The following is a 15,304-nucleotide window of genomic DNA, read 5'->3' on the forward strand; positions in this document are numbered from 1 at the left end:
CTGACCGACCTATTTCCGATGTCCGATGGAATGCAGGAACCCGTTGAGGCGGTCAAGCTCCTCGATGACATGTTTGCGCTTCGTCACGAGTACGTCCAACCCTCGATCCGTCAGTGAATCCGGTGGGGTGCCGATCTCGCGTTCCAGTACTCGCCTCACTCGGTCCAAGCCGTCTCGCGCCTGTTGCAGTTCACTGATGTGGTCGAACGGTGTGCCGTCCGGCCTCATGGCCACGACCTCTCCATTCGCCTCTCGCCGGGCCGCGTCGTAGTGATTGTGGTTGGCCTGCGAGTTCACCTCACCCAGTGGGTCCTGCCTGATGTTCTCGAACTTCTCAATGGCTCGCTGTGCGGCCGGAGAAAGCCCCAACTTACGACATTCCTCCGGTGCGAGGCCCAGTGAATCGGTCGCGAGGTGCGGGTTGGGGACGTAGGTCGAGGGGTTGGGGGCGGGGGTCAGGCCCAGGGGGTCTGGGGTGAGGTAGCGGGCTGTTTGTGGGTCGTAGTGGCGGTAGTAGTTGTAGTGCAGGCCCGTTTCCGGGTCGTAGTACTGGCCGGGGAAGCGCAGGGGGGTGTACGTCGTGCTCGTCGTCGACCATGCCGTCGTGCCCCACAGGGTGCTGCGGGTGTGCCAGGCGATGTCCCCCTGTTCGTCGACCAGTTCGCTCGGGGTGCCCACCAGGTCCGTGACGATCGCGAAGAAGCGGGAGTCGATCTCCTGGCGGGGGTCGTGGGCCGTGGTGAGGCGTTCCGTCTGGGCGAGGGGCCGCAGGCCCTGGTGGTCCCAGGTGAGGGTGACCGGGTGGGGGAGGTCCGGGGACGTCGTGGTCTGCTCGCACAGTGTCGTGCCGTCCCAGGTGAACTCCACCCGCTCCGCCACCGTCTCGCCGTCCTCCGCCAGCCGGAGCTTCGCCGTGCGGCGGCCCAGGGCGTCGTACGTGTAGCGCCAGCGGGTGCCGTCCGGGGTGGTCACCGCGGTCAGGCGGTCCTCGGCGTCCCAGGTGTAGCGCCAGACGTCCGGCCCGCGGGACAGACGGGTCTTCCGGCGGAGCGTGACACGGCCCAGGGCGTCGTGCTCGTAACGGACGCCGCCCGCCCGGGTGATGCGGGTGCCGGCGTAGGCGCGGGACCCCGTGGCCTCGCCGCCCGGATGGTCCGGCGGCCAGGACGCCTCGGTCTGGTTGCCCGCCTCGTCGTAGGCGTACCGCTCCGTCCAGCCGGCCGCGTGGACCGCCGTCACCCGGCCCGTCGCGTCCAGGTCGAAGCGGCGGGAGCCGGACAGGTGGTCCTCGATGCCGGTCAGGTTGCCGTCGGCGCGGTAGGTGTACGCCCGGTGCTGGATCCTGCGGCCCCCGGCGCCGGTCACCGACTGGAGGGTCAGCCGGCCCACCGGGTCGAAGGCGTGTTCCAGGGCCACCGTCCCGCCGACGCGGCGGGTCAGTTCGCGGCCCGCGTCGTCGTACGTGAAGTCGATCGTCCGGCCCGACGCCACCATGCCCGTGCGGCGGCCCGCCGCGTCGTACGACCACGTCGTCACCGCCCCGGCCGGCGTCACGCGGCCCACGCGGCGGCCCAGGGCGTCGTACGCGTACGTCACCGTGCGGCCGTCCACCGTCTCCGCACGCAGGCGGCCGAGGCGGTCGCGGAGGAGCGTCAGGGTCGTGCCGTCCGGGGTCGTCGCCCGGGCGAGCCGGCCGGTCAGGTCGTAGGCGTAGGCCGTGGTCCCGTCCGCCGTGGTCTTGCGGAGCACCCGGCCGAGTGCGTCGCGCTCGAAGGCCGTCACCTCGCCGCGGGCGTTCCGCCGTGCGATGAGCCGGCCCGCCGCGTCGTAGGCGTAGGTGAGCGCGCGGTCGTCGAAGTCCTTCTCCCGCACCAGGCGGCCCGCCGCGTCGTACTCGTACGTCCACGTCAGGCCCTGCGGGTTCGTGACCTTCGTCAGGCGCAGTTCGCTGTCGTGGCCGAACTCGTAGCGGACGCCGTCCGGGCCGGTGCGGGCGGTCAGCAGGTCGAAGTCCGTGTACGCGAAGCGGGACACACCGCCGAGCGGGTCCGTGTGGCTCGTGCAGTTGCCCTCGCCGTCGTACGTCCACGTCTCCGTCGTGCCGTCGGGGGCCGTACGGCGGGTCAGCCGCCCTTCCACCGACCATTCCAGGCGGGTGGTGGCGCCGGTGGGATCCGTGACGGCCGTCGGACGGCCGAGGGCGTCCCGTTCGCAGCGGGTGACGGCGCCGAGCGGGTCGGTGATCTCCACGGGGAGGCCCGCGCGGTCGCAGACCACCCGCGTGGTGTGGCCCAGCGGGTCCGTCACCGACGCCGGGTGGCCGGCGTCGGTGTAGGTGACGCGGGTGGTCAGGCCCGCCGGGTCCGTGACCGACGTGCGGTTGCCCCGGTCGTCGTAGGTCTGGCGGATCACCGTGCCGTCCGGGCCGACGACCTTCACCGGGAGCCCGAGGGCGTCGTACTCGGCCGTCGACGCGCGGCCGTCCGGGCGGACCACCCGCACGAGGTTGCCCGCCTCGTCGTAGGCGAACGTCGTCGTGTGGCCCAGCGGGTCCGTCGTGGCCAGGAGCTGGTGGTGGCGGTCGCGGACGTGGCGGGTCGTCGCGCCCAGCGGGTCCGTCTCGGCGACGACCTGGAAGGTGTCGTTGACCAGGTAGCGGCGGGTGTGGCCCTCGGCCGTCGTGGCCGTCGTCGTCCGCAGGCCCGTGGCCGGGTCGGGGTCCTCGTAGGTCAGACGGAGGGTCATGTGGCCGGCCGTGCCGCCCTGCGCGACGCACCGGTCCCGGTCGTCGTACGCGTAGGTGTAGCCGCGGTCGTTCGTGTCCGTCCAGGAGGTGACGCGGCCCGCCTCGTCGTAGGTGAAGCGCAGCGGCAGGCCCGAGGAGCCGACGACCTCCGTCAGGTCGCCGTCCGTGTAGGCGAAGCGCTTCAGTTCCTCGCCGGTCTCCGCGAGGTGGTACGCCGTGACGCGGCCCGCCTCCGTGCGGACGCGGACGCCCTGTCCGGCGCTCGTGTGCACGCCCAGCGGGGTGCCGTCGGCGTCGTACTCGAAGGTGATCCAGTTGCCGTTGCGGTCGTCGATCTGTTCCAGGACGGCCAGCCCGGGGCCCCGGTCGGCGAAGTGCCGGGTGACGCGGGTCCGCGGGTCGGTGAGGGTGTAGCCGCCGTCGACCCGGTCCAGCGGGAGGCGGGGGCCGTGGCTGGCCAGGGTGGGCAGGCCGGGGGCCGGGTGCGGGTACGGCAGGAGCCGGCCGTCCTCCGTGACGTGGACGACTCCCTCCGCGTCGATCTCCAGGCGCTGGTCCAGCGTCGAGGACCAGGACGGGCCGAACCAGCGGCCCAGGCGGTAGCCGGACTCCACCCGGCGGGTCAGCAGCAGCGGCAGGACGCCGGGGAGGGCGACGTCCGTCTGCGGCAGGTACATCGCGCCGGTGGCCACGTCGACCGGGTCGCCGCACTTGGTGGTGCTGTCCTCGTCGTGCGAGTACCGCGGCGGTTCCCGGTCCACGGTGTCCCGGGCCGTCTTCCCGGCCGCGCCCTCGGCTCCCGCCCGCGCTTCCCGGCCCGCCGCCGTCCCGGCGGCCCGCCGGGCGAGTCCCGCTTCCGCGGCTTCCCTGGCCAGGCCCGCCTCCGCGCCGAGGCCCTTGGTGCCGAACAGCTCGGGCGTCATCCGCCCGCCGAACTCGGACGGGTCCCTGCGGAAGTCCTCCCACATGGTCTTCGCGGTCCGCTCGGGATGGGCGGCGGTGGAGACCAGGCCCGACAGCGTCAGGCTGACGTTCTGCAGGTAGGCGGCCGGGTGGGTGATGTTGTAGGGGTCCGAGGGGTTGAGACCGCGGACGAAGGTGACCAGGCCGGCGGTGCCCTTCAGGGCGCCGCCGACGACGTGGGTGAGTTCGGTGGCCGTCGCCTGGGCGTTGTCGCGGAGGTCGTCGCGGACGCGGTCCAGGGGCGGGGGCTCGGCCGGGGCGTGGGCCAGGGCTTCCCTCACCTTGCCCCGCGCCGCGGCGGCGGCGGTGTTGCGCTGCCTGCGGGCCTCGGCGAGTGTGTGGTGCGCGGCCTGGACCGCCGCCTTGCCCGGATCGTGGAAGGTTCCCGGCTCCGGACCGGGGTCCTCGCCCGCCTCCGCCTTCGCGTTGTAGGACTCGACTTTCCGGTTGTGGGCCTCCAGCGCGTCCTTGGACGCCTTCACGCCCTTCCGGTACAGCTCGACGGCTTCCTTGGCCTGCCCCTGCGCCCACGTCACCGTGTCGGCGTACGCCTCCAGGGCCTCCGCCGCCGTCTCGCACGCCGCGGCCGCCGCGGCCCACTTGGCCGGGTGCACCCCGAACTTCTCCCGGAAGGCGTCACCGCCCTCGCCCCGCCACCCCGAGGAGTCGACCTTCTTCAGACCCCGGCCGACCCTGTCGAACGCCCCGTGGAAGTCCCGCAGGTGCCGGGCGCTCGCCCGGATCCTCGCCGGGCTGCCGTGGACGAGTTCGTCCGCCTGCTCCGTCCGGCCGAGCCGCTGCTCGCCCGGGGTCGCCCCCAGGTCGGAGGCGACCCCGTCGCCCCAGTCCTCGACCACGTCGGCCCACCGGTGCGCCCCGAGGCGGTCCAGGCCGTCACCGATCTTGCCGGTGGTGTAGTCGACCCCCTCGCCGAGGAGCTTCTTGCCGCGGCCGAGAGCGTGCTCGCCCCCGCTGAGCACCGCGTTGGTGATGTCCCCCAGACCCATCAGCCCGCACCGCCCGGCTGCCGCTCGTCCGGCCGTTCGTCCGGCCCCTCGGCCGCCTCGCGCAGCCCGGCCACGCCCACCCCCGGCATCGGCCCGATCGTGTCCGACGTCATCACATCGTGCCCGGCGGTCTCCCAGCCCTCCTTGCCCGTGGCCCACGCCTGCTCGAAGGACTCGCCGCTGTAGTCCACGTCACCGCCGAACGCCCCGGAGCCGGCGATCCGTCCCCAGCTCTCCTTCTGCACCTCCTCCTCGGAGGCGTACGGATTGCCGATCACCGCGTTCGTCACGATCTTGAAGGTGCCCCCGATGTACTGGTCGGTCTCGTAGTAGGTGCCGGCCGCCAGACCCGTCTTCGAGGCGAACCCGTTGCCCTCGTCGACCAGCGCGCGCACGCCCCACTCCCAGCGCTCGCAGAACGACGTGAATTCTTCCGTCAGACCCTCGTGGCCCAGCTCCAGCCCCGACAGCGCGATCTCGGAGAAGCCGCGCCCGGCACCGGCCGCGCCGACCATGCCCAGCTCGTTCAGCTCGCCGAGCGCGTCGGTCAGCCCCTTCGCGATGAGTTCCAGACCCTCGGTCCGCAGATCCTCGCCGCTCCCGCTCACCGCTCGTCCCCCGTCCTGCCGTCGGTCACCGCTCGTCCCCCGTCCTGCCGTCGGTCACCGCTCGTCCCCCGTCCTGCCGTCGGTCACCGCTCGTCCCCCGTCCTGCCCCGGCTCACCGCTCGCGCCCGTCCCGCCGTCCGCGGCCACCGCCACCGCGTCCGGCACGATCCCGCGCACCGGCGGGAAGACCACGCCACGCCCGTCGTCCGCGCAGTCCAGCGCCACTCCGCTCGGCACCCCCGTCGCGGGCACCGCCGCGTCCAGCAGGCGGGCGCCCAGCCACCTTTGGTACGGCCACTCCCGGCCGCCCTCGCCGCGCGCGAGCGCGAAACGGGCCAGGGCCCCCTCGTCCGAGAAGGCGTAGAACCAGCGCACGCCGCCGAAGTCGGCGGTCAGCGGGGCGCCGTCCCCGTCCACCGGCACCAGCACCGGCGTACGCCGGAACTCGCCCAGTACGGCGGCGAACCCGCGGCGCCCGCGGATGTCACCGGCGGACGCCCCCGGCCCGCCAGGGTCAGCCGGGTCCGCGTAGTCGTACAGGCGTGACCTGCGGGCGCGCTCCCGCGCGCCGGCGTCTCCCCCGTGTTCGGCCATGCGCCGGATCATCACATCCGGCTGTCGGCGGGGCAACGCGGTACCCGGCCGACCGATCGAGTCCGGCCGCGCGCACGACGGCGCCCGGAGCACGAGGCTCCGGGCGCCGGGAATTGCCGTACGGACGGGTGTTACGGCAGGGCGTGCACGTGCGCGCCGACCGCGTTCGACCACGCGTTGCCCGAGGCCGCGTCCCAGTTGGTGGACCAGGTCATCGCGCCGCGCAGGTCGGGGTAGGTCTTGGACGGCTTGAAGGTGCCGCAGTTCACGGCCTTCGTCAGGCAGTCCAGGGCGTTGTTCACGACCGTGGGGGAGACGTAGCCGCCGCCCGCCGCCCTGGTGGACGCCGGCAGGCCGAGGCCGACCTGGGACGGGGCCAGCCCGCCCTCCAGCTGGATGCAGGCCAGCGCGGTGAGGAAGTCGACCGTGCCCTGGCTGTAGACCTTGCCGTCGCAGCCCAGCATGGAACCGCTGTTGTAGTACTGCATGTTGACGACCGTGAGGATGTCCTTGACGTTCAGGGCCGTCTGGAAGTAGGCGCCCGACGTGGACTGCATGTCGATCGTCTGCGGGGCCATCGTGATGATCAGCGACGGGCCGGCCTTGGCGGACAGGGCGCGCAGCGCCTGCGTCATGTAGGTCGCGTTCAGGCCGTTCTCCAGGTCGATGTCGACGCCGTCGAAGCCGTACGTCTGCATCAGCGAGTAGACGGAGTTCGCGAAGTTCGCGGCCGACGTGGCGTCGCCGACCGACACCGAGCCCTTCTCGCCGCCGACGGAGATGATGACCTTCTTGCCCGCCGCCTGCTTGGCCTTGATGTCGGCCTTGAACTGGTCGGCGGTGTAGCCGCCCAGGCCGGCGGAGTCCAGGGTGAAGGAGACGGCGCCCGGGGTGGACGTGGCGTCCGCGAAGGCCACCGCGATGATGTCGTAGGACGCGGGCACGTCGGACAGCTTCTGGACCGTGGCGCCGTTGTTGAAGTTCTGCCAGTAGCCGGTCACCGCGTGCTTGGGCAGGGAGCCGTTGCCCCCGCCGCCACCGCCCGTGCCGGAGGTCGTCGTGCCGGTCACCGTCGCCGACTTCGCCGACTCGCCCGCCGCGTTGGTCGCCGTCACCTGGAAGGAGTACGCCGTGGACGCCGTGAGGCCGCTCACCGTGGCCGAGGTGCCGGTGACCGCGGTGACCTTGGTGCCGTCGCGGTAGACGTTGTAGCCCGTCGCGCCGGACACCGCCGACCAGGACAGGGAGACGGACGAGGACGTCGTGCCGGCGACGGAGAGGCCGGCGGGGGCGGCCGGGACCGTCGGGGCCGGATTGCCGCCGCCCGAACCGCCGCCGTCGGGGCCGTAGAGGGAGACGTCGTCGGCGTAGTAGGCCGCCTGGCCGTACCAGCCGTGGGTGTAGACCGAGACCGAGGTGGTGGCGGAGCCGGTGGTGAACGTCGTCGTGAGCTGCTTCCACGACGGTGCGTCGGGCGACCAGGTGGAGACGTCGGTGGTGCCGGTGCCCGTCACGCCGAGGTAGGTGTAGCCGCCCTGCACCCATGCGCTCAGCGTGTAGGTGGAGTTGGGCTTGACCGCCACCTTCTGGGTGCACGTGGCGTTGTCCTGGCCGGCCGGGGTGGCCTTCAGCGCGCTGGTGCCGCCGTGCACCGGGGAGGAGACCGTCGCGCCGCTGCCGGCCGAACAGGTCCAGTCGGTCAGGCCGGACTCGAAGCCCGCGTTGCGCACGTTGTTGACGTCCGCGGCGGACGCGGGGCCGGCCGTGGCGAGGCCGGCGACCGAGAGGGCCAGGGCGGTGGCGGCGGACCATGTCGCCAGTCGTCGTCCGCGGGGTCTGGGTATGCCTGCTGCGCGGTCCACTGGAGCCTCCGGAGGGGAGTGGGCGGGGAGGGGAGCTGGGGACGGTGGCCACCGCTCGCCTCCAAGTTGGTCCAGACCAATCGGTGTGTCAAGAGGTCCAGACCAAAGCCGTTCCCGACGGACCGCTCAACCTGTCCAGGTTTGACGGGACTTGCCACGGGAGAGTTCCACACCGGCTTCACCAACGCTGTTCTCCGGCCATACGGCCGTGGATACAGTGCTCGGGTAGTCACGCAATGAAGTCGCCCTGGCGCACGGGAGTGACACCGGCGGGCCGGGCGGGTGTGAGGAGCGGGGAGCTGCGCGTGCCAACTGCCATTGCCGTGACCAGCGCCGACATGGCGCTGCCGGCGCAGGACGAACGGACCATGCCCGCCGTCGTGCTGACCGGCCTCGACGGCGGGACCCTCGACGAGGCGCTCACCGGGCTCCACACCCTCACCGAGCAGTACGGCCATGTCGTCGTCGTCTGTTCACCGGCCACCCCGGAACCGGTCGTCCGGCGGCTGTACACCCTGCGCGCGCTGCTGGAGAGCGACCGCGTCGCCGTGTTCCGGCCCGCCCTGCCGCCGCTCGGCGTCGCCGTCCTCGCCCGGCAGTTACGCCAGCTCGCCTCCTGCGACCTCGGCCCGGGCGTGCTCGCCTGCGCCGGCCGGCTGCTCACCCACTACCTGCACGCCGGCGCCGTCCTCGGCTCCGTCGCCCGGCTCGACCGGGTCCCGGTCGGACTGAAGGCGCACGCCAGGTCCTGGGTGCCCGGCAGCCAGTTCGCGGTCCTCGCCCACCCCGAACCCCAGCTCGTCAGGGTCGCGCCCGACACCACGCTCAAGGGCCCCGAGTTCAGCACCTGGATGCTGGTCGCCAAGGGGCAGACGCCGGGCGAGTGGGTCACCGGGCTCGGCACCCGGTGGGGCGTGCACGGGCTGCGCGAGGTCCCGCTGCCCGCCGAGTCCCCGGTGTGGTGGGGCACCCACCGCCTGGTCGAGTTCTGCGGCTACCTCGCCGACCTCTCGGTCCTCTACCAACTGGTCACCTCCGTACGGCAGACCACCTGCCACTGGTGCGGCATCGACGTCATCGGCGACCGCTGCGTCTTCTGCTCGGCCGCCCCGCCCGCCCCCGAACCGCCCGCGCCGCACGCGCCGGAGCAGCGCGCACCCGCCTGACCGGCCCGCACGGACCCGGCCCCGAAGCCCGCCCGCCCGATCCCCACGAGGTAGCACGGTCCATGAACTCCCGTCAGCGCCGCGGCGTGCTGCTCCTGATCCTGTCGGCCCTGTGCGCCCTGGGCGCGTTCGCCGGCGTGCTCTCCGTCGTCCACGACGCGAACTCCAAGGTCGGGCCCGAGGTCACCGCCTACCGGGTCAGGTCCGAGGTGAAGCCGTACACGACGCTCGGCGCGGACCAGTTCGAGAAGATAGAGATGCCCGAGCGGTGGCTGTCCGGCAACGCGGTCACCGATCTGCGGCAGATCCGCGGCAAGATCGCCGTGACCACCCTGCGCGCGGGCTCCCTGCTCCAGACCGACATGATCGTCGACCGGCCCGCCCTCCGGCCCGGCGAGCAGGAGGTCGCCATCATGATCGACGCGGCCACCGGCGTCGCCGGCAAGATCACGCCCGGCTCGCGCGTCAACGTCTACGCCACCTTCGAGGGCCGCAAGGAGGGCGACCCCGACCAGTCGAAGATCATCGTGACCAACGCCCGGGTCCTCGACGTCGGCCGGATCACCGCCCTCGAACCCGACGACGACAGCCGCCGACAGCCCGCCGAAGCCGTCCCCATCACCTTCGCGCTGTCCACGCTCGACGCCCAGCGCGTCACCTACGCCGAGTCCTTCGCCCAGCGCGTCCGGCTCGCGCTCGTGGCCCCCGGCAGCGCCACCGGCGTCCCCGACGAGGACCGCACCTACGAACTCGCGACGGACAAGTGAGAGGCGGCCCGCATGCCCACCAGGATCCTCCCGGCCGGCACGGACCCGGACGCCGTCCGCTCCCTCACCACCCTGCTCAGCCAGCTCCCCGACGCCGAGCCGCAGCCCCCGGTCACCGACTCCACCCAGCTGGTCGACACCCTCGCCCGGCTCGCCGCCGAATCGGTCGACGAACTCCCGGAGGTGGTCGTCGTCCACGAACGCATCGGCCCCGTCCCGGCCCTGGAGCTGATCCGCGAGGTCGCCCTGCGCTTCCCGGCCGTCGGCGTCGTCCTCGTCACCACCGACGCGAGCCCCGGCCTGTTCGCCGCCGCCATGGACTCCGGGGCGCGGGGTCTGGTCGGGCTCCCGCTGTCGTACGAGGAACTCGCCGGCCGCGTCCAGGCCGTCGCCCAGTGGTCCACGGGCGTACGACGGCACCTCGGGCACGGCGCGGAGGCGCCCGCCGGGGCCGGCGGCACCGTCGTCACGGTCAGCGGTGCCAAGGGAGGCGTGGGCGCCACCCTGACCGCCGTCCAGCTCGCCCTGGCCGCCCAGGCCTCCGGACGCGCCACCGCCCTGGTCGACCTCGACCTCCAGACCGGCGACATCGCCTCCTACCTGGACGTCCAGTTCCGCCGGTCCGTCGCCGACCTCGCCGCCATCACCGACATCTCGCCCCGGGTCCTCGCCGACGCCGTCTTCCGCCACGACACCGGCCTCGCCCTGCTCCTCGCGCCCGCCGAGGGGGAACGCGGCGAGGAGGTCACCGACCGGGCCGCCCGCCAGCTCGTCAGCGCCCTGCGCACCCGGTACGAGACCGTCGTCGTCGACTGCGGCGCCCAGCTGAGCGGCGCGGGCGCCGCCGCCGTGGAGATGGCCGACACGGCCCTGCTCGTCACCACCCCGGACGTGATCGCCGTACGCGCCGCCAAACGGACCGTACGGATGTGGGACCGGCTCCAGATCCGCAAGGCCGAGGAGACGACGGTGGTCGTCAACCGGCACACCCGCACCGCCGAGATCCAGCCCGCGCTGGTGGGACGCATCACCGGCACGGCGCTCGCCCGGACCGCCGTACCCGCCAACTTCAGGGAACTGCACGCCGTCGTCGACGCCGGACGGGTCCACGAACTCGACGCCAGGAGCACGGTCCGCCAGGCGCTGTGGGCCCTCGCGGCCGAACTGGGCCTGGCGAAACCGGCGGACGAGGGCGCCTCCCACCGGGGCGCCGGGCGCGGCCCGGCCGGCTTCCGGCGGCGGAAGGAGTGAGCGCCGCGATGAGCGGACCGGACGGGGACCGGGGCCAGGTCAGCGTCGAACTGCTCGGCATGACACCGCTGATCGTCCTGACGCTGGTGCTGATGTGGCAGGCCGTGCTCGTCGGATACACCTTCACGCTCGCCGGGAACGCCGCCGACGAGGCGGTGCGGGCCGGCACGGCGGCCCGGCCGGGACAGCGGGCCGCGGCCTGCCGGGAGGCCGCGCTGGCGCACCTGCCGGACGCCTGGCGGTCCGGCGCCGAGGTGCCGCCGTGCGGCGGATCCGGCTATGTGACGGCGGACGTCCGGCTGCGGGTCCCCGTCCTCTTCCCCGGCTTCGTCGATTTCCCGGTCACCGTGCCCGGCCACGCCGGCGCCGTCGAGGAGGCGAAACGCTGAGATGCCGTACCGCCGGACCCGCGACCGCGGCCAGGTCGCCATCGAATACCTGGGCTTCGTCCCCGTGCTGCTGATCGTCGGCCTGGCCGGCATCCAGCTCGGGGCCGTCGCCTACGCCGCCGAGCAGGCCGGCACGGCGGCCCGGGCCGGGGCGCGGGCGGCGTCCCTGCGGCAGTCCCCCGCCCAGGCCTGCGCCGGCGCCGTCGGCGGCGGACTCACCGTGACCTGCGCGTCCGCGGAGAACGGCGACTCGGTGACCGTCACCGCCACCGTCCCCATCCCCGCCATCGTCTGGGACCTCGGCGACGCCACCAAGTCCGCCACCATGCCCCTCGACCACTGACCGAGGAGAAGCGAACCCATGAGCCTGCGGGCACGCATCAGCACTCCGGAGGAGAACGGCGCCCGGGGCGAGGAGGGGCACCTGGTCGCCTCCTACCGGGCCAAGCTGCTCCAGGAGATCGACCTCGCGGAGATGAGCGCGCTGGCCGCCGCCGAGCGCCGGGCACGCCTGGAGCGGGTTCTCGGGCACATCATCAGCCGCGAGGGCCCGGTGCTGTCCACCGCCGAGCGCTCCCGGCTGATCCGCCGCGTGGTGGACGAGGCCCTCGGTCTCGGCATCCTGGAACCGCTGCTGGAGGACGCCTCCATCACCGAGATCATGGTCAACGGCCCCGACGCGATCTTCGTGGAACGCGGCGGCCGGGTCGAACAGCTCCCCCTGCGGTTCGTCTCCGCGGACCAGCTCATGCAGACCATCGAACGGATCGTGTCGACGGTCAACCGCCGCGTGGACGAGTCCAACCCGATGGTGGACGCCCGCCTGCCCTCCGGCGAGCGGGTCAACGTCATCATCCCGCCGCTGTCCCTGACCGGCCCGGTCCTCACCATCCGCCGCTTCCCGCGCTCCTTCACCCTCCAGGAGCTGGTCGGCTTCGGCTCGCTGGACGAGCACATGGTGTACCTGCTGGCCGGCCTGGTGCAGGCCAAGTTCAACATCATCGTCTCGGGCGCCACCGGCACCGGCAAGACGACCCTGCTGAACGCCCTGTCCGGGCTCATCCCGCCGCACGAGCGCATCATCACCATCGAGGACTCCGCCGAACTCCAGCTCCAGCAGACCCATGTGGTCCGCCTGGAGTCCCGCCCGCCGAACGTGGAGGGCAAGGGCCAGGTCACCATCCGCGACCTGGTCCGCAACTCGCTGCGCATGCGCCCCGACCGGATCGTCGTCGGCGAGGTGCGCGGCGGCGAGTCCCTGGACATGCTCCAGGCGATGTCCACCGGCCACGACGGCTCCCTCGCCACCGTGCACGCCAACAGCGCCGAGGACGCCCTCACCCGGCTCCAGACCCTCGCCTCGATGTCCGACGTCGAGGTGCCCTTCGTCGCCCTGCACGACCAGATCAACAGCGCCGTCGACGTCCTCGTCCAGCTCACCCGGTTCGCCGACGGCGCCCGCCGCATCACCGAGATCGCCCTGCTCGACAGCCACGGCGGCGAGCCCTACCGGCTGGCCACCGCCGCCCGCTTCGAGGCCCGGCCGATGACCCCGGACGGCCGCGTCCACGGCGCCTTCCGCTACTTCCCGCTGCCCCGCCGCAGTGCCGACCGCCTCTACATGGCGAGCCAGCCCGTCCCACAGGCGTTCGGCGTCGCCCGCACCGCCGACCAGCTCGCCACCCGAGAAGCCAGGTAGGACCCAGGCCCATGGAACTCCGCACCCTCGTCCAGCTCACCACCGGCGCCACCCTGCTGGCCTGCGTCCTGGCGGTGGCCGGCGTGCACGCCTACGCCTCGGGCCGGGCCCGGCGCGCCGCCCTCGTGGACCGGCTCGCGCTCGCCGGACCGCCGCCGGCCGCCGGCCGCAGACGCCGCTTCCCCGGCCTGGACCGGCGGCTGCGCCGCACCCGCCTCGGCCGCCGGCTGGAGCTGCGCCTCGCGGCGACCGGCCTGGACGTCACACCGGGCGAGTTCTTCGCCGCCCTGCTCGCCACGGTCGCCGCGCTCTGGCTGATCGGCCAGGCCACCCTGGCCCCGTTCTTCGGCCCGCTCGCCGGACTCCTCGGCGTCTGGGCGGCGGTGCAGTTCCTCAACTGGCAGCGGCACAAACGCATCGAGCGCTTCATCGGCCAGCTCCCCGAACTCGCCCGCATCCTGGCCAACGCCACCCAGGCCGGCCTCGCCCTGCGCACCGCGATCGGCATGGCGGCGGAGGAGCTGGAGGCCCCGGCCGGCGAGGAACTGTCCAAGGTCGCCGACCAGCTGGCCGTCGGCCACTCCCTGGACGACGCGCTCGGCGAGCTGGCCGACCGCCTGCCCTCCCGCGAACTCGTCGTCCTGGTCACCACCCTGGTCTTGTCCAACCGGGCGGGCGGCCAGGTGGTCTCCGCGCTGCGCAACCTCACCGAGACGCTGGAGGAACGCAAGGAGACCCGGCGCGAGATCCGCACCCAGCTCTCCCAGGTGACCATGACCTCGTACGCCGTGCCCGTTCTCGGGGTCGGCGCGTTGTTCCTGATGAACGGGGTGAAGGACGGCGCGCTCGACCGTATGACCGGTTCACCGGCCGGCCAGGCCAGCGTGGTCGTCGCGTTCGCCCTGTACGCCGTCGGGTTCGTCCTCATCCGCCGGCTCAGCCGGATCGACGTCTGAGGGAGGTGACCCGGTGGCATTCCTGCTCGCCCTGCTGACGGGCGCCGGCGTCTGGGGCGTCTTCGCCGGCCTCCGCCTGTACCGCGCGGACGCGAAACTCCCCGGCGACCTCGCCGTCGCCCTGGAGGTCGGCGCCACCCGCACCGGCGCGGTCGGCTCGGTCGTGGACCGCCTGGGCATGCGCTACGCGCCGCTGGTCCTGCGCCTGATGGGCCCCCGGCTCGTGGCCCGCTGCCGCCGCCGGATCGACCTCGCCGGCAACCCCGGCGGCCTGACCCTCGACCGCTACGCGGCCCGCCGCGCCGTCTACGGCGCCCTCGGCGGCGTCGGCTTCCTGGTCTTCCTGCTGCGCGGCCAGTGGTTCGTCGCCCTGCTCCTGCTCCTGTTCGGCGCGTTCTGGACGGAGGTCGGCCTCTGGTCGGCGATCCGGGTCCGCAAGGACGTCATCGAGCGCACCCTGCCCGACTTCCTGGACGTGCTGGCCGTGGTGGTCAGCGCGGGCCTCGGCTTCCGGCAGGCCCTGGACCGCGTCGCGTCCCGCTACGAGGGCCCGTGGGCCGACGAACTGCGCATCACCCTGCGCCAGATGGACCTCGGCATGAGCCGCCGCCAGGCCTTCGCCGAACTGCGCCGGCGCAACGACTCCGAGCAGGTCGCCATGTTCGTGACGGCCTTGCAGCAGGGCGAGGAACTGGGCGCGCCCATCGTGGACACGCTGGTCTCCCTGGCCAAGGACATGCGCCGCACCGACGCCCAGAACGCCCGCCGCAAGGCCGCGCGGGCGGTGCCCAAGGCCACGCTGATGATCACCACGTTCATGGTCCCGGCGACGATGCTCCTGCTGGGCGCGGGCCTGCTCCTCGGCTCGGGCGTGGACTTCGGCTCCCTGACGGGGAAGTGAGGACGAGGTGACGACGACGGGGCTGACGGGCCGAGGGGAGGGAAAAGCTCGCCGGAGACGCCGCCCGACACCGAGCGGCCACCCGGCACAGCGGCTCCGCGAAACGCCCGGCCGGCCGACCACGGGCCCCGCGGCCGCCAGTGGCCTCGCGGCGACGGGACGGGCGGTTGCACGCCGGGTCGCCTTACGGCTGACGGCGGTGTGCGGGGCGGTGGTACGGCTGGTGGGCGGGCACCGGTGGGCGGCGCGTCTGCCGGCCTGGCACCTGTCGGCTGTGCGCCGAGCGGCCGTTCGGCTGGTGGCGGCGCACCGGTGGGCGGCGCGTTCGCCGGCCTGGTTCCGGCCGACCGTGCGCCTGTCGGCCGTGCGCCTGTCGGCCGTGCGTCGGGTGGCCG

12 protein-coding genes are annotated in these 15,304 nt (G+C 73.4%); 8 read left to right on the forward strand and 4 right to left on the reverse strand.

Annotation, left to right across the window (positions count from 1 at the left end; all coding sequences use genetic code 11):
• Positions 1-9: 9 nt before the first annotated feature.
• The 4 genes from ACH4OA_RS24845 to ACH4OA_RS24860 form a co-directional block, all read right to left on the reverse strand.
• Positions 10-4,716, reverse strand: a complete 4,707-nt coding sequence (locus tag ACH4OA_RS24845; protein WP_397970979.1) for a putative T7SS-secreted protein — start codon at positions 4,714-4,716, stop codon at positions 10-12.
• A complete protein-coding gene (locus ACH4OA_RS24850) occupies positions 4,716-5,324 on the reverse strand; it encodes a hypothetical protein (RefSeq protein ID WP_397941630.1) in 609 nt (202 codons plus the stop codon). The genes ACH4OA_RS24845 and ACH4OA_RS24850 overlap by 1 nt, the downstream gene beginning before the upstream one ends.
• Positions 5,325-5,378: 54 nt before the next feature.
• On the reverse strand, positions 5,379-5,918 hold the full coding sequence (locus tag ACH4OA_RS24855) for a hypothetical protein (RefSeq protein ID WP_397970982.1): 540 nt from the start codon (positions 5,916-5,918) through the stop codon (positions 5,379-5,381).
• Between the two features lie 131 nt (positions 5,919-6,049).
• Complete coding sequence (locus ACH4OA_RS24860; protein WP_397941632.1) at positions 6,050-7,780, reverse strand: chitinase; 1,731 nt, start codon at positions 7,778-7,780, stop codon at positions 6,050-6,052.
• 236 nt (positions 7,781-8,016) lie between these two features.
• Between ACH4OA_RS24860 and ACH4OA_RS24865 the strand changes: the two genes are divergently transcribed.
• The 8 genes from ACH4OA_RS24865 (at position 8,017) to ACH4OA_RS24900 (ending at position 14,909) form a co-directional block, all read left to right on the forward strand.
• Positions 8,017-8,946 (forward strand): hypothetical protein, encoded by a 930-nt coding sequence (locus tag ACH4OA_RS24865; protein ID WP_365873385.1) that lies wholly within the window; start codon positions 8,017-8,019, stop codon positions 8,944-8,946.
• A 62-nt stretch (positions 8,947-9,008) separates the two neighbouring features.
• On the forward strand, positions 9,009-9,713 hold the full coding sequence (cpaB, locus tag ACH4OA_RS24870; protein WP_397970984.1) for a Flp pilus assembly protein CpaB: 705 nt from the start codon (positions 9,009-9,011) through the stop codon (positions 9,711-9,713).
• A gap of 12 nt (positions 9,714-9,725) precedes the next feature.
• Positions 9,726-10,964, forward strand: a complete 1,239-nt coding sequence (locus tag ACH4OA_RS24875) for a CpaE family protein (protein WP_397949048.1) — start codon at positions 9,726-9,728, stop codon at positions 10,962-10,964.
• 8 nt (positions 10,965-10,972) lie between these two features.
• Positions 10,973-11,353, forward strand: coding sequence for a pilus assembly protein (locus ACH4OA_RS24880; RefSeq protein ID WP_365873379.1), 381 nt, complete (start codon positions 10,973-10,975; stop codon positions 11,351-11,353).
• Between the two features lies 1 nt (position 11,354).
• Entirely contained in the window at positions 11,355-11,696 is a 342-nt protein-coding gene (locus ACH4OA_RS24885; RefSeq protein WP_397941637.1) for a TadE/TadG family type IV pilus assembly protein, read from the forward strand.
• An 18-nt stretch (positions 11,697-11,714) separates the two neighbouring features.
• Positions 11,715-13,052 carry a CpaF family protein gene (locus ACH4OA_RS24890; RefSeq protein WP_397941639.1) on the forward strand — a complete coding sequence of 446 codons (1,338 nt, stop codon included), beginning with the start codon at positions 11,715-11,717 and terminating at the stop codon, positions 13,050-13,052.
• Between the two features lie 11 nt (positions 13,053-13,063).
• Entirely contained in the window at positions 13,064-14,008 is a 945-nt protein-coding gene (locus tag ACH4OA_RS24895; RefSeq protein WP_397970986.1) for a type II secretion system F family protein, read from the forward strand.
• Positions 14,009-14,021: 13 nt separating this feature from the next.
• A complete protein-coding gene (locus tag ACH4OA_RS24900) occupies positions 14,022-14,909 on the forward strand; it encodes a DUF5936 domain-containing protein (protein ID WP_365873371.1) in 888 nt (295 codons plus the stop codon).
• Positions 14,910-15,304: the final 395 nt, after the last annotated feature.

Source organism: Streptomyces sp. NPDC017095 (assembly GCF_044332325.1).
In the GTDB taxonomy this organism is placed as follows: domain Bacteria; phylum Actinomycetota; class Actinomycetes; order Streptomycetales; family Streptomycetaceae; genus Streptomyces.